General features: G+C 53.2%; 15 protein-coding genes. 11 read left to right on the top strand and 4 right to left on the bottom strand.

Annotated features, from left to right (window positions below):
- Nucleotides 1-19: 19 nt before the first annotated feature.
- From ACW44H_RS20715 to ACW44H_RS20705, 3 genes are all read left to right on the top strand, one after another.
- The gene (locus tag ACW44H_RS20715; protein ID WP_127062887.1) at nt 20-697 is read left to right on the top strand and encodes a DsbA family protein; all 678 of its coding nucleotides are present in this window, start codon (nt 20-22) and stop codon (nt 695-697) included.
- Nucleotides 697-1,686, top strand: coding sequence for a M23 family metallopeptidase (locus ACW44H_RS20710; protein ID WP_127062888.1), 990 nt, complete (start codon nt 697-699; stop codon nt 1,684-1,686). The genes ACW44H_RS20715 and ACW44H_RS20710 overlap by 1 nt, the downstream gene beginning before the upstream one ends.
- Before the next feature lie 112 nt (nt 1,687-1,798).
- Complete coding sequence (locus tag ACW44H_RS20705) at nt 1,799-2,581, top strand: ZIP family metal transporter (protein WP_035556053.1); 783 nt, start codon at nt 1,799-1,801, stop codon at nt 2,579-2,581.
- 28 nt (nt 2,582-2,609) lie between these two features.
- Here ACW44H_RS20705 and ACW44H_RS20700 read toward each other — a convergent pair whose 3' ends face one another.
- Nucleotides 2,610-3,068, bottom strand: coding sequence for a MerR family transcriptional regulator (locus ACW44H_RS20700; RefSeq protein WP_082051477.1), 459 nt, complete (start codon nt 3,066-3,068; stop codon nt 2,610-2,612).
- 86 nt (nt 3,069-3,154) lie between these two features.
- Here ACW44H_RS20700 and ACW44H_RS20695 point away from each other — a divergent pair, with 86 nt between their 5' ends.
- From ACW44H_RS20695 to ACW44H_RS20680, 4 genes are read left to right on the top strand one after another with little or no spacing between them, the layout of a single operon-like run.
- Entirely contained in the window at nt 3,155-5,341 is a 2,187-nt protein-coding gene (locus tag ACW44H_RS20695; RefSeq protein ID WP_339883961.1) for a heavy metal translocating P-type ATPase, read from the top strand.
- On the top strand, nt 5,338-5,841 hold the full coding sequence (gene lspA, locus ACW44H_RS20690; protein ID WP_035556057.1) for a signal peptidase II: 504 nt from the start codon (nt 5,338-5,340) through the stop codon (nt 5,839-5,841). The genes ACW44H_RS20695 and lspA overlap by 4 nt, the downstream gene beginning before the upstream one ends.
- A gap of 4 nt (nt 5,842-5,845) precedes the next feature.
- The gene (lnt, locus tag ACW44H_RS20685) at nt 5,846-7,378 is read left to right on the top strand and encodes an apolipoprotein N-acyltransferase (protein ID WP_035556060.1); all 1,533 of its coding nucleotides are present in this window, start codon (nt 5,846-5,848) and stop codon (nt 7,376-7,378) included.
- A 53-nt stretch (nt 7,379-7,431) separates the two neighbouring features.
- Entirely contained in the window at nt 7,432-8,454 is a 1,023-nt protein-coding gene (locus tag ACW44H_RS20680; protein WP_239392762.1) for a L,D-transpeptidase family protein, read from the top strand.
- A gap of 273 nt (nt 8,455-8,727) precedes the next feature.
- On the opposite strand, the gene ACW44H_RS20675 is transcribed toward ACW44H_RS20680, so the two are convergent.
- Entirely contained in the window at nt 8,728-9,000 is a 273-nt protein-coding gene (locus ACW44H_RS20675; protein WP_127062892.1) for a hypothetical protein, read from the bottom strand.
- 432 nt (nt 9,001-9,432) lie between these two features.
- On the opposite strand from ACW44H_RS20675, the gene ACW44H_RS20670 reads away from it, so the two are divergent.
- Nucleotides 9,433-10,520, top strand: a protein-coding gene (locus tag ACW44H_RS20670) for an IS3 family transposase (RefSeq protein WP_253504891.1) whose coding sequence is annotated in 2 segments (ribosomal slippage) — nt 9,433-9,694 and nt 9,694-10,520 — 1,089 coding nt in all. Because the reading frame shifts where the segments join, the coding sequence is not laid out codon by codon here.
- Nucleotides 10,521-10,554: 34 nt separating this feature from the next.
- On the opposite strand, the gene ACW44H_RS20665 is transcribed toward ACW44H_RS20670, so the two are convergent.
- On the bottom strand, nt 10,555-11,208 hold the full coding sequence (locus tag ACW44H_RS20665) for a DUF6685 family protein (RefSeq protein WP_457509114.1): 654 nt from the start codon (nt 11,206-11,208) through the stop codon (nt 10,555-10,557).
- 263 nt (nt 11,209-11,471) lie between these two features.
- Between ACW44H_RS20665 and ACW44H_RS20660 the strand changes: the two genes are divergently transcribed.
- The 3 genes from ACW44H_RS20660 (at nt 11,472) to ACW44H_RS20650 (ending at nt 12,739) form a co-directional block, all read left to right on the top strand.
- Nucleotides 11,472-11,828, top strand: coding sequence for a DUF192 domain-containing protein (locus ACW44H_RS20660; protein WP_052703836.1), 357 nt, complete (start codon nt 11,472-11,474; stop codon nt 11,826-11,828).
- 213 nt (nt 11,829-12,041) lie between these two features.
- Nucleotides 12,042-12,320, top strand: a complete 279-nt coding sequence (locus ACW44H_RS20655; RefSeq protein WP_035561763.1) for a type II toxin-antitoxin system RelE/ParE family toxin — start codon at nt 12,042-12,044, stop codon at nt 12,318-12,320.
- A 140-nt stretch (nt 12,321-12,460) separates the two neighbouring features.
- Entirely contained in the window at nt 12,461-12,739 is a 279-nt protein-coding gene (locus tag ACW44H_RS20650; RefSeq protein ID WP_035561890.1) for a HigA family addiction module antitoxin, read from the top strand.
- 566 nt (nt 12,740-13,305) lie between these two features.
- On the opposite strand, the gene ACW44H_RS20645 is transcribed toward ACW44H_RS20650, so the two are convergent.
- Nucleotides 13,306-13,494: a hypothetical protein gene (locus ACW44H_RS20645; RefSeq protein WP_239392760.1), complete on the bottom strand. Its 189-nt coding sequence runs from the start codon at nt 13,492-13,494 to the stop codon at nt 13,306-13,308.
- Nucleotides 13,495-13,564: the final 70 nt, after the last annotated feature.

Here is a 13,564-nt window from a genome sequence, read left to right as displayed (position 1 = left end):
TTGAGACAGAGAGTGAAACATGTTCAAAAAAGCGTCTTTTATATTGGCCGGCACATTATTGCTGACCGCTGCGATCGTCGCCGTATCAAAACCTGCCCTCCTGGACATGCAGGCTCAGGCAGCAAAAGAGAATGGTGTCCAGGCCGAGGACTCACTGGTACGTTCACACTCCCCCATTTTGGGTCGAGAAGACGCGCCGGTGACGATTGTGGAATTCTTCGATCCGGCTTGCGAAGCCTGCCGTGCCTTCTACCCCCTGACAAAAAGTATTCTGGAAACCTACCCAGAAAAAGTGCGGCTCATCGTGCGCTACACTCCTTTCCACGGCGACGTATCGGACAAGGCCATTCGGGTATTAGAAGTTGCTCGTCGTCAGGGCGTCTTTGAACCGGTACTGGAGAGGCTGCTGGCTCGCCAGGATCAATGGGCTTCACATGGCAGTTTTGATGAATCCGCTATCCTCGATATCGCGAGCCAAGGAGGCCTTGATTTAGCGGCTGCCGAAGAGCAACTGACTTCTGCTGAGGTGCAGGCGGTGATTGACCAAGACATGGCGGATGTCAGAGCCAATCAGATTCGCCAAACACCCACCTTTTTTGTCAATGGCGAGCCTTTAGACCCCTTTGGTATGCAAGAGCTGATTGATGCCGTTGAGAGTGAAGTAGCGGAGATCTCTGGGGAAGAGGATGGCCAGTGATGCAGCGCTGGTGGTTACTAGGCTTTGTGGGCTTTTACCCCTTGCTAGCCGAAGCCAATTGGCAAACGCATCTGTCATTGCCGCCGTCTGAACTTAGCCCTGTCAAGTTACAGGCGGCTAGCGAGCAAGAAGGCACATTACCGCTCGATAGCGTTGATACCCTAACCTTTGGGCGTGATGTCGTCATTAATACCACTCTCTACGAGGCCTTGGCAGCAGAAGGTGTCCCAACGCGTTTCGCCACTAAACTGGAAACACTGCTCAGCGAGTTTATAGCAGCGCCGCTGGAGTTTTCTGGCAGTGAACGTATTCAATTAGTGTGGGAGGAAGATCGACGCCAGGACGGCGCCCGTGTTGGGCCACCACGCCTCAGTTATGCCGCTCTGCCTGATCAGGCAGAGCCCTTGGAGGTCATATGGCCGGTCACCCAAAAGGGGGACGTAGCTCTTTTCAAAAGCGACACACTGCTAGGCACGTTGCGGTTGCCCGTGCTTAGTGCCCGCTTAACGTCTCGCTTTGGGAATCGGCGACATCCTGTGTATGGAGGGATGCGTCCTCATAATGGAATTGACTTGGCTGCGCCGACAGGAACGCCGGTCATTGCCACCGCACCTGGGCGCGTATTCTTTATGGGTCGCCAAGGGGGATATGGGCAGGTGATCGAGGTGGAGCACGACACAGGGGCCATTAGTCGCTACACACACCTTAGCCGATTCTCCCCACAGCTAGTGGTTGGGGATTTAGTCAATGCGGGAGAGTCGCTCGGAGAGGTAGGTTCCTCCGGGGTCGCCACGGGCCCCAACCTGCATTACGAAGTGAGAGTCAATAACCAGCCTGTTGATCCCCTTGGTCAAGGTCAACGCATCATGTTGGGTGAGCAGCCGACTCAAGGTGAATATCAAGCGTCACTTTACGAGGCAAGAGATCGCTTGGAACAAGCTATCGGCACGGCGTCCATTTATGACTTGATCTCGTTTAACGAGCCGTAACCACCCGTGCTTAGCAACGTTGCATGGATTGTTAGTAACGTGAACGTGTGCTTGCCTCGTTATGGAACCCTAGCGCTGTGATCACTCATCTACCACAAGACAGGTAATCGGTATGGAAGAGGTTTCTCTCGTCACCATGGGGGTATTGGGAAGCCTTGCCGCGGGCTTGATGACGGCTGTCGGGGCGCTTCCTGTCTTGTTTACCAAAAGACCGAATCGTGGTGTTCGCGATTTAGCGTTGGGGTTCGCCGCTGGCGTCATGCTAGCGGCCTCTTTCTTCTCACTGATCATACCCTCCTTAGAAGCCTCGGAGCTGCGTTACGGAGGTAGCGTGGTACCTGCTGCCATTGCCTGTGCGGCCATCTTGCTAGGGATTGGAATGGTCGCACTACTGAACGAACTCTTACCTCATGAGCACTTCGAACAGGGGCGAGAAGGGCCAGAGGCTGCCTCACTACGTCGTATCTGGTTGTTTATTATTGCCATTACGATACACAACCTGCCAGAAGGGCTGGCCGTTGGCGTGGCCTTCGGCGCAGGGGGAAGCGAAGGAGGCATTCCACTAGCGATTGGCATTGGACTTCAGAATGCCCCAGAAGGACTGGCCGTAGCAGTATCACTGCTAGGCGTGGGCTATTCACGTTGGCGGTCATGGACGATTGCCGCCCTTACGGGGCTTGTTGAGCCGTTGGGTGGCTTATTAGGCGCTGGAGTCATCAGCATGTCACAAGCGCTACTGCCCTGGGGGTTGGCCTTTGCAGCGGGGGCGATGTTGTATGTGATCAGTCATGAGATTATTCCCGAAACTCATCGAAGCGGGCACCAAAAAAAGGCCACGCTGGGCCTCTCTATCGGATTGGTACTCATGCTGTTTTTGGATGTTTCGCTGGGCTAACCATTGGGCGTGGGGCGTAGCGTTAGTGCTAACCTAAGTCGTGAGCCCCTCCGTGCGATTTTTCAGTGATACAGAGCTGATGATCACTGATGACCTCAATGATTCGGCAGCTTTCCACTTTACCACCGGCACACTGCGTGACCATCCGTTGAAGCTCCTCACGCAGTATGGACAGTCGTTGAAGGCGGGACTCCACTTTCTTTAGGTGATGCGTGGCGATGGCATCGACTTCTTGGCAAGGCATATCAGGCTGATCTGACATGGCCAAAAGCTCTCGCACTGACTCCACCGAAAAGCCAAAGTCTCGGGCATGACGAATGAAGGTCAAACGCCGCACAGCGTCGTCTCCATAGCGGCGCTGCCCTCCGCCGGTTCGTGTTGCATCGCGCAGCAGCCCAATACGCTCGTAATAACGAACCGTTTCAGGTTTGCAATCGGCTCGTCGTGCTAACTCACCAATGCTGATACTTTGCCCCATCATCGACATGGTAAAACTCCTTACGTAGGGCTTGAAGCTATAGTTGCTACAAGGTTTACACTTCAAAACCATAGCCCATTGAGAGAAGAGGCACCATGAAAACATCAACGCAGGCGACAGCGACTACCTTTTTGACGCTGCGTGTTGAAGGCATGGACTGCGGCGGTTGTGAGCGCAAGGTCGTGTCGGCGCTAGAGCGGCTGGACGGCATTGAGGAAGTCACGGCAAGCTCGGTCACGGGATCGGTGAAGATTCATCACCATGATCACGGGGCCCCCTCGCGAAAGACCATTGAGGGCATTCTGAACGAACTAGGCTATCAAGTGACTTCCCCTGATGGCCAAACACGCGCATCTGGTGCTTCATCCCCTTGGTGGCAAACCGCTAAAGGGCGCTTGGTCATTATCACAGGAAATCTGCTGATCGTAGCCTTCGCGCTTCGTTTAGCATGGCCTGCGCTGGGTAATGTGCCGTTCATTCTGGCCACGCTGGTCGGCTTAATGCCCATTGCGCAGAGTGCCTGGGGCGCCCTCAAAATGCGCAACCCCTTTACCATCGAGATGCTGATGTGCATCGCTGCGCTTGGCGCATTGGCCATCAATGCTGCCGCTGAAGCTGCGATGGTCGTGTTCTTGTTCGCCGTAGGTGAGCTACTCGAAGGGGTAGCTGCTTCACGGGCGCGCCGCAGTATCTCAGCCTTGGCAAATTTAGCACCCTCAACGGCGAGGCTGATGGACAATGGCCATCTGCGTGACGTCTCGGCGGAGTCACTTAAACCCGGCCAGCGTGTGCTGGTGCGGCCCGGTGATCGCGTTCCCTGCGATGGACGCATCCTGGTGGGCACCTCCGACATTGACGAGTCGCCGGTAAACGGCGAGTCCATACCCCGTTCGCGAGCGCCTGGTGATGACATTTTTGCTGGCACAGTGAATCTTGATGCCGCCCTGGAGGTGGAGGTAACACGAGGCGCTGATGACAATACGATCGCACGCGTTATTCGCCTGGTTGAAGAAGCACAGGCCGCCAAGGCACCGATAGCACGCTTTATTGATCGTTTTGCGTATTACTATATGCCCGCCGTCGTCTTACTCGCCCTCCTGATGGCGATAGTGCCACCGCTGGTATCGACCATGGCATGGTCGGAGTCGATTTACCGTGCGTTAGCATTGCTGTTAATCGCATGCCCCTGCGCGTTAGTCATTTCCACCCCAGCCGCCATCGCCGCAGGCCTCTCGGCGGGCGCTCGGCGCGGCCTATTGATCAAAGGGGGAGCCGTTCTTGAACAGTTAGGTAAGCTTCGCTTGGTGGCATTAGATAAAACGGGCACCCTCACTGCGGGTACTCCAAGAGTCACAGATGTGGAGTCTTGGATCGCTGAGGAAGACGATAACAGCGTATTGCGGCTCGCCGCCGCGATAGAGCGAGATTCCAGTCACCCTATCGCCACGGCTATCGTTGAGCATGCCCGACAATCGGGCCTAAACCTCCCCACCGCCACCGGCAGCCGCGCTCTGGCGGGGCGCGGTGTCTCAGGCCAGGTGGAGGGTCGCGAGCTGAGCTTAATGACGCCTCGTCACCTTCACGAGAAAGTCATCCTGGAGGAAAGTCTCAGTGCTCGGATTATCGCGTTAGAAGAAGCCGGTAAGAGCCTCGCTCTCCTCGTCGAAGGCGAGCGTTTGTTGGGCTTGATCGCTGTTCGCGATGAGCCACGCGAAGATGCCCTTGAAGGCCTAGCGGCGCTATCCCGTTTAGGCGTACAGGCGGTCATGCTCAGCGGTGATAATGCCCGCACCGTCGCTGCCACTGGGGGTCGCTTAGGCATTGAAGCGTACGGCGAACTAATGCCTGAAGACAAGGCAGCGTATGTTCGAGACTGGCAAGCGACAGGTCGTGGCCCCATCGGTAAAGTAGGCGATGGCATCAACGATGCACCGGCACTCGCGGCAGCCGATGTGGGTATCGCGATGGGTGGCGGCACGGATGTGGCGTTGGAAACCGCCGATGCAGCCTTGCTCAAGAACCGCGTTACCGGCATCGCTGAGCTGATAGACCTCTCTCGTGCCACGCTACGCAATGTGAAAACCAACGTTGTTCTCGCCCTTGGCTTAAAAGCCATTTTCCTGGTCACCACAGCGCTGGGTATTACCGGTATGTGGATTGCGGTGATGGCCGATACCGGTGCTACCGTCCTGGTGACGTTGAACGCCATGCGACTGCTGGGTTATCGCTTTTCGCCCAGTACCGCATTGACAGGCCTGTCACAAGGAAAAACAACGTCATGAGAACAGCGCAACACGACAGCCCTTCACGACGTTGGCCATGGTTCACATTTGCTTGCGTGTTGGCTCTAGCCGATCAACTGGTCAAAGAAATCGTGCATGCCCAGATGTCGTTTGGCCAAGTCATTCCGCTAACGCCGTTTTTTAACTGGGTATACACCGGTAATACAGGAGCCGCTTTTAGCTTTCTCGCGGAGGCAGGTGGTTGGCAGCGCTACCTCTTTCTTGGTTTAGCGTTGGTGGTGGTCGTCGTATTGCTCGTGCAGCTATGCAAACCCCTGCCGCGCTTGGAAGCCTGTGCGTACAGTCTGATTCTTGGCGGCGCACTCGGCAATACCGTTGATCGGTTAGCGCGTGGGTACGTCGTCGACTATCTGGACGTTTACTGGAGCGAATGGCATTGGCCCGCCTTTAACATGGCCGATATCGCGCTATTTGCCGGTGTATTGATGTTCGCAGTGGCGTTATGGCGTGAAAGTCCTGCTTTTAAGCGCTCTGAGTAACGGTATGGACTCAGTCGATCAAGAAAAAAAATATACGTTTGTGGCTGGGCGACTCTCACCAACAGTCGATTGCGTTGTAGCGCTAGCCGCTGGGGTGCTGACCACCTTGAGTGCCGCCCCCTTTTCCCTATGGTGGCTTGGCCCAGTGGCCGTGGCACTGGTCTATTGGAAGATAGCGTCGCTAACGCCTGCCATGGCCACCCTGCGTGGGTGGTGCTATGGGGTAGGCCTGTTCGGTTCTGGCACATCGTGGGTCTTCGTTGCTATTCACGACTTCGGTGGCACCGGGGCCTTGGTGGCGATGTTCCTCACCACTCTTTTTGTCAGCGTCCTGGCGCTCTTCTTTGCAATCCCCTTTGGGCTCTATCGACGCATCACGGGGCCACGGTTCGCCTTTCTTAGCTTTGCCGGTATGTGGGTGGTGAGCGAATGGCTACGCACTTGGTTGCTCACCGGCTTTCCCTGGTTATTGCTCGGCACCTCTCAGATTGATTCTCCACTAGCCCCATGGGCGCCCGTTGGTGGTGTGTACTTGCTGTCACTCATGACCGCGCTGACAGGTACGTTAGGGGTAGAGGTTCTGCGTCGCCGCTGGGTTTTCCTTGTCCCAATGGCCGCCTTGTGGATCGTTCCATTCCTATTGCCCGCCCAATGGACAACCCCGGCTGGCAAGCCCATCCGGGTGGCATTGCTGCAAGGGAATCTTGACCAGCGCATTAAGTGGACTGCCCAAGGGCAGCGCGAGGCGGTCAATATCTACACAACGATGACACAAGAGCAAGCAAGGGACATCGATCTCATCGTTTGGCCCGAGGCAGCCCTTCCCATGCTTGAGCAGGAAGCACAGCGAATACTGGAGCAAGTAGCGTCCGACCTGGGGCCTAACACCTCCTTGTTGACCGGCATTTTGCAACGCGACAGTGAAGGGCGCTCTTATAACAGCGTCATAGGGCTAAATGATGTGCAAGGCGAATACCAGAAAGCGCACTTAGTACCCTTTGGCGAGTATTTGCCATTCCAAAGCCTCCTCGCTGACACCCTTGCTTTTTTCGACTTGCCAGCACCCCGCCTGACCCCAGGGTCAGACGGACAGGCTCCGTTACACGTGGCTGGCACTACCATTGGCACTGCCATCTGTTACGAGATCATTTTCGCCGACCATGTCGCCCAACAGGCGCGTAATGCCGAGCTGCTATTAACGGTTTCCAACGATACGTGGTTTGGGCGTTCCATTGGCCCACACCAACATCTTCAAATGGCGCGTCTACGTGCCTTAGAAAATGGTCGTCACCTACTTCGAGCTACCAGTAATGGCGTGACGGCCATCATCGATTCACAAGGCCACGTCACAGCCCGTGCCCCACAGTTTGAACCGGCCAGTTTAACTGGCGAGGTGACCCCGATGCAGGGCCTAACTCCTTTCACACGCACCGGTAGTGGCCCCGCTTGGATACTCGCTGCCTTGCTGACGCTGCTCGGATTACAACTAAACTTATCTCGATCAAAAAACGACGCATTAGATGAAAAAGGAACCTAGCGATGCTCTTGGCAAAGAACGCAGCAATACTTAAGAGACTCCTCCCATGGCCAATGCAGATCGGCTTCATCGTGAGTGTGATGGTTTCGTCTCTGGCATGGGTCCCTGTCGCCATGGCGGCACAACCTTCCACTGCCCAGGAGACGGAATGGCCTAAGGGGCATTACCCGCTACCTGAGGAAGGCAATATTATCGGAGAGGCTGACACCTTCACAGTGAAGGATTACGACGATACCTTGATAGATATTGCCAAGCGTCACAACCTTGGCTATTTGGAGATGATCCGTGCAAACCCAGAGGTCAGCATCTGGGTTCCAGGGGTGGGCACGGAAGTGACTATTCCGGGACGTTTTATTCTGCCGAATGTAGAGCGTACTGGGATCGTTATAAATATTGCCGAGCTGCGGCTTTACTACTACCCAGATGTCAAAAACGGTGAGACACCGCGTGTTGAGACCTATCCTATTGGCATTGGTCGCGAAGGGTTTGATACCCCTCTCGGTGTGACCGAGACCACCATGAACATTAAAAACCCCGCATGGTACCCGCCTGAGTCGGTAAAACGTGAAGCTGAAGCACGCGGCGAAACCGCGCCAAGTGTTGTCCCGCCCGGCCCCGATAATCCGCTGGGAGACCACGCCATTATCTTAGGCTTCGATGGCTATTTGATTCACGGTACCAACCAGCCCGATGGCATTGGCATGCGTGCAAGCCGTGGCTGTATACGCATGTTGCCTGCCGATATTGAATCAATTTTTGACCGCATACCGGCGGGCACCCAGGTCAATATCATCAACCAACCTATTAAAATCGGTTGGGACAACGGACAGCCGCTGATACAGGCATTACCTCCTTTAGGGGTGGAGGATCACACCATGACCGCTATATCAGATGCCATTTCACGCCTTGAGCAACGCAATGCAGATGGCGTTAGCTTCGATTACGAACAGCTTGGCGATTTACTAGCATTATCCAACGGGCTTATCGAACCTCTGTATCCGAAGCCGGAACCGAGTAATAAAGAAGACGACAATATCAACAGTGTTTATGAAGAACTGACACTTCATTCGTCGTGAATGTCGATAAAGACAAGGCAGAGCGTTTTTTCAGCCCTTTGGAGAACAACGGCTTGGCTACCGTCAAACCCTTAATATTCGTCGTGTGTTGTTGATTGAGCTCTTCCATCACTAGCGTAGAAAGAGCTAATGCGATCATCACAACGTTGGTAGCATCCACTTTCGGTAGCACTGAAGTGTGACGAAGAGGATCTATTCTAAGCCCCTTCCACTGGCTGGCAGGGGCTTTTCTATACCTAGGCAAAGTGATAAATATTATTTCCCTATTAAGATTCATTTATTCCAGTGTTTGTTTAGTGGCTGATGCTCTGGGTTCGCCTTATCAATTGCAGCACCGATAGCAGCATAGGCGTGTTGGTACGTCTTATAGTTTTTCTGATTGCTGTAATACACGTTAAAATCAACAAGGCTTCGCACCACTGCCAGCAGGGTTTCTGGCTCACCATCACGAGTGATAACGTCAATAGCGTCGGTCACAGATTCATCGTAAACGCGCATAGCTATCTCGGCGTGAAACGCCTCTGCGTCGTGTTTAATCTTTGCCAAGTTCATTCTCCTTATATGCGTTGCTAATCACTGTACTTTCAAAGCCCGCTAACAGCCTGGTGGTTCTACGCGCTGCCGCAATAACACCAGCTGATGTCAGCCCTGTCCAATGGATGTGCCCAGTTTTTTTCTATTGTTGTTTCGCCTGCTTGCGTAAGAGGTCGCAGAAATCGAGCCAGCCGTAAGCTCGGAATATATCGGCTACGCCCATGGCTTTGCTGTTCTCACAGGACAACAGTAAAAGGTGATGGCCATCCTGCCGCGGCGGGGGTGCTGAACAGATGGCGAATGGGATCTGCGCAGCCTCCATCCGCTTCATAAACGCTTCGTTCATTGTGTGGTGCTCTGGCTCGCAAAAGATGGTAATCCCCCCGAAAAACCAGGGTGCTCAAAAGTAGAATTTTCCGTAAGCTAAACGCAGGGAGATTCTGCATGAAAAAATCACGTTTTTCTGACAGCCAAATACTGTCAATCCTCAAGCAAGCCGAAGGCGGTGCCCCGGTTCCGGAGCTATGTCGTGAGCACGGTATGAGCAGCGCGACCTTCTATAAGTGGCGAGCTAAATTCGGTGGTATGGATGCGTCCATGATGGCACGGCTAAAAGAGCTAGAGGATGAAAACCGACGGCTCAAGAAGATGTATGCCGAGGAACGATTGAAAGCGGATATCCTCAAGGAAGCCATCGAAAAAAAGTGGTGAAGCCGTCTCGTCGCCGTGAGATGGCGCAGAAAGCCGTCATGGAAAAGCACGTCAGCATCCGCCTAGCCTGCTGGATGTTTAGCATCAGTGAAAATTGCTATCGATACCAAGCGAAGCTCCGCGGCGAGAACGATCAAATCGCCGACTGGTTGATCACGCTGACGCATAACCAGAGAAACTGGGGCTTTGGCTTGTGCTTCCTGCACCTACGTAATGTGAAAGGCTTTCGTTGGAACCATAAGCGGGTCTACCGGATTTACCGAGAGTTGGAGCTGAATCTTCGGATCAAACCGAAGAAACGGTTAATCCGCGAGAAGCCTGAACCTTTAGCGGTGCCTGAAACGATTAATGACAGCTGGTCTATGGATTTTATGCATGACCAACTGAGCGACGGTCGTCGCTACCGTCTACTGAATGTGATCGACGACTTTAACCGAGAAGGTCTTGGTATCGAAGTAGACATCTCGTTGCCTACTGAACGAGTTATCCGGGCGCTAGACCAGATCATTGAATGGCGTGGTAAGCCGCACTCTATTCGTTGTGACAACGGGCCAGAATATATCAGTGGTAAGTTATCGGCATGGGCGGAAGGTCAAGGTATTCAGCTGATGTTTATCCAGCCAGGAAAACCCCAGCAGAATGCTTATATAGAACGCTACAATCGAACGGTGCGCTATGACTGGTTAGCCCAATACCTGTTTGAAAGTACCGAAGAGGTTCAGGATTACGCCACTCGTTGGCTCTGGCACTACAATCACGAGCGCCCTAATATGGGGCTTGGAGGGATCACCCCTCAACAGAAACTGGCCGCTGTGGTCTGAACTCTACTTTTGAAACCCTCTGAAAATGGGGGGATTACCAGATGTCGAAGGCGCTGAGAATAACTTGGGCGACCTCGGTGTTCAGTTCATGCCTGGTCAAGGGAGCTTTTATGCGCAGCTCAGGATCGAGGAAGCCAGCAATCAGACAAGCTGTAGCGAAGTGATGGGCGCCACCCTGGTTGTTTAGATGGTATCCCCAGGGCCGCCAACTGAAACCTTCTACTGACTCTTCAGCGCCAGAACCGCCATGGAAGCGGAGTTCATGCCAGTTGGGCAAAGGTTCGATGCTGGCACGGTTGTTGTGAACCAATTCGCGACATTCGCCGATAGCATAGGCGTCGAGAGTGGCGTAGCCGACGAGATCGCCTTTCCCAGACGCCAGGGAGATGATGTCTCTGATCGAGCAGCTGAAGTTGTCATCGTAGGTGGTCGATGTGAGTCCAGCGGCCGCTGGATAAGGCAAGCGCTGACATTGCAGCCCCGTTCGCCCTGGTCGCCAGTAGGCAATATCGTCCCCTAAGCAAAGCGGCCATCGGTGCCATTGGATGATGCCGAGTTCGCTGGCGCTAGCTGCTGGGAGCGTTACCCGGGCTGCTAAGTGTGAAAATTCAATAGCGTGCTGCACGGCTGCTGGGCTGGCCCAGTGAGCATGGCGCAGCCAGCGGACCAGTAATGTGGTCGCCAGCATAATATGTTCCCCCAAACCCTAACCGTTACGGTCACCCTCGGCTCTATCTTGGAGTGACATTCTGATTTTATTCTGGAGCCCAGGTGATAATGTTTCAGCGTCAACAAAGGCTTGTGGGATTCGATCGGCCCACGACCCGAAAAAGTATCCGCATTTTGGCGCTTTTCTTGATTGGCACTGCTCTAATCACGGGGATGATTCTTCGACAGGCCACTGCATTTTCCTCTGGTGTTTTGCACGCTAAGGAAGGCCGATATTCGCTCATGCTTGAGGTGGCATCTACCTCGCGCCAGCGTCGCAATGGCCTAATGGAGCGTGACTCAATGGCTCCCGATGCTGGCATGCTCTTCGTCTATGATGAGGAGCAGACAACCGATCATGCTTTCTGGATGTACCAAACTCGTATACCGCTTGATATTGCCTTCCTCGACCATGACGGAGAGATCCAGTCGATCACCAGCATGGCCCCCTGCACGAGAGAAAAAGAAGCCTGTCCGCGTTATCCAGCTGGCACGCGCTTCTGGATGGCCCTGGAGGTAAACGCTGGCTACTTCAATGAGCATGGTATAGCCGCTGGAGATCGCCTAGAGGTCGACCCTTTACAGCACCCCCCCTCTTAAAACCTGTTCTACTGCAGGAATGAGAGAGAAGCACGTTAATGAGCACACCCGTTTTTTCACCTCAATCGGGGCCAATCTAGTTGGCGGAACAACTGCTCCTGTACTGTCAGCCATGCCACCTTTAAGCAGTTTCTACCTCAGCTGTCATTGACGCGTGTAGCGTTACGCGCTACACTTCGAGGGCGTTTCACAACAAGGGAGCAAAGCAATGCGATGATAAAGAAGATCAAACACAAAGGGCTTAAACGTCTTTATGAGAAGGGAGAATCCCAAGGAGTACAACCAAACCATGTAGACGATTTAAGAGACATACTTGCTGCACTGGACGCAGCCACTAAGCCAAACGATATGAATTTGCCAGGATTTGATTTTCATAGTTTGAAGGGTGATAGAAAAGGCTTTTTTTCGGTGCATGTAAACGGTAATTGGGTAGTGATATTTACGTTTGATGGGGAAGATGTACACCTTGTTGACTATTTAGACTACCACTAACCCCGGCGTTCCTTGATAACCGGCTCGGTACGGTTATCAAGGGCCACCGAGAAAGATGGCCTCGCAGACGTAGCCATGAATGCAACACCTCAAATATGCGATACACAATTTGTGTAGAGAGAGAGAACTGAAACATGACCATGATGAACCCGCCGCACCCAGGTAGCTTATTGCGCCGTCGGATCGTGCCAGCGCTGGGGCTGAACGTCACTGAATTTTCCAAAAAGTTAGGCATGTCTCGTGCAGCAGTTTCACGCGTATTACATGAGCATGCCGCTATTTCCCCCGATTTGGCCGTTAAGTTAGAGCATGGCGGAATTGGCAATGCCAAGCACTGGCTAACGATGCAGGCAAACTATGAGCTATGGCACGCCGAGCATAAAGAACAGAACCATATTGAAAGATTTGCAGCTGTTTGAATTAGTAAGATATTAATTCGGAAAAACCCAACGTACCGCGACGTTGGGTTTTTTGTATCCAATTAGCCTCGCTAATTGAGACGCAAAAACCCGGCTTATTGCCGGGTATCAAGGTTTAAATATTGGCCATTATGAAAAATCTGCTTACCCATTCATGCGAACGTAGCAGGTAATAGCACCTAATTAGAGGTCGTCTTCTTCCTCTACATATTTTGGCACGCAGTCATTACAAAGCAATAATTGGCGTTCCTGGCCGAACACCACAGCTGGTATATTGTGAACTGCTTCTCGCGCGCATGGCGTCTCATCATCCTTCATGCCTTCGCACTCAATCACGGTGCTACCTCATCGGTTTTTTGTCTGACTAGAATTAACCAGCAGCTTCGCTAAAAGCCCTACTCCTATTAAACCACTAGGCCTGCATTTCGACACCCGTCGACATAGGTGTTATCTATATTCTTTTAACAGGTTAAAAAAACGTCGTATAGGGCCGGACTTTTGGTGTTTGATGTTGTGTCATGCCATCTGGATGTAGAGAAACCCGGCTGGCAATTCTTCGCAGCGTGTTACTTCTTATTCACGCGGTGGTAAATTTCTTCCTCTAAGACGAGCTTAAACGCCTCTCCTTCTGCTTCAAATTCATCCCACAAGCATTCTGGCAGCGATGCAGCGTCCAGATCGAGTTGGCCCGGCTGAGCGCCGTATTCTATTTCATTGACGATATGGGGTTCGCGCTGGATAAATAACGTGGCCATAGGGTAATCCCCCCGAAAAACCAGGGTGCTCAAAAGTAGAATTTTCCGTAAGCTAAACGCAGGGAGATTC

Source organism: Vreelandella sulfidaeris Esulfide1 (genome assembly GCF_054072535.1).
The sequence above is the reverse complement of the archived record's forward strand: the minus strand, read 5'-3'. Positions and strand labels throughout refer to the sequence as shown.